Origin of the sequence: Neisseria sp. HMSC073G10, from assembly GCF_001812605.1 — a bacterium.
Lineage (GTDB): Bacteria > Pseudomonadota > Gammaproteobacteria > Burkholderiales > Neisseriaceae > Neisseria > Neisseria subflava_A.
In genome coordinates this window covers 1-904 of sequence record NZ_KV809546.1, presented here as the reverse complement: position 1 = coordinate 904, position 904 = coordinate 1, and the positions used below count along the sequence as shown (strand labels likewise).

1 protein-coding gene is annotated in these 904 nt (G+C 62.9%); it reads left to right on the top strand.

The features are described from left to right. Positions 1 to 904: hemagglutinin repeat-containing protein (locus HMPREF2865_RS11355; RefSeq protein ID WP_210399366.1), on the top strand; the 904-nt coding region annotated here is incomplete at both ends.

Here is a 904-nt window from a genome sequence, read left to right as displayed (position 1 = left end):
GCGGCCGACAGCCGCCGGCAAACCGGCAGCAGCAAGCGCAGCGGTTTCTCCATCGACAACCGCGACCATATCACCCCCTTCGGCACCTTTAACGATCAGGGGCAGGCTGCGGGCGAGATCGGCAGCATCAGCGGCAGCACCCTGTCCGTGGGCGGTAAAACCCGTCTGCTTGCCGAAAAAGGCAATATCGCCGTCAGCGGCAGCAGTCTGGTCTCCCAAGACGACCTGCTGCTTAAAGCCGGCGGCGACATCGACATCCGCGCCGCCGAACACCGCCAAAGCCAGAGCGAGCGCCAAGTTTCTTCGGGCATCGGCAGCGCCGTCATATCCGATACCGAGCACTTTAGCGGCTGGATGAAAAACCGCCGCGAGAGCGAAGGCGAAGAAACCCGGCAGACCGCCAGCCAAATCGGCAGCCTGAAAGGCAGCGTGCGGATAGATGCCGGCGGCGCCTACCGCCAAACCGGCAGTGATGTTGCCGCCGCCCGCGACATCGACATTGCCGCCCAAAGCGTTGATATCCGCACCGCCGACAACCACGGCCGCAGCCGCCAGAGCGAGCGCGACCTTAAAATCGGCACCTTCGCCAAAATTTCCTCGCCGCTGATCGATTTGGTCAACGCTGCCGAGGGCGCAGCCAAAAGCAAAGCCGACGACCGCACCCGCGCCCTGCAGACCCTGGCCGCCGGCGCCCAAGCCTACCAGCTGGCCGATTCCGTCGGCAAAGTGGCCGACGCCGTCAAAAACCAAACCGGACAGCAGGGCGCCGTCCTCTTGTCCGTTGAAGCCGGTTTCGGCTTTAAAACCGCCGGCAAAGAGCAAAACCAACACTACCGCCAAAGCCAACAAAGCAGCCTGAAAGCTGGCGATGACATCAATATCCGCAGCCGCGAGGGCGACATTA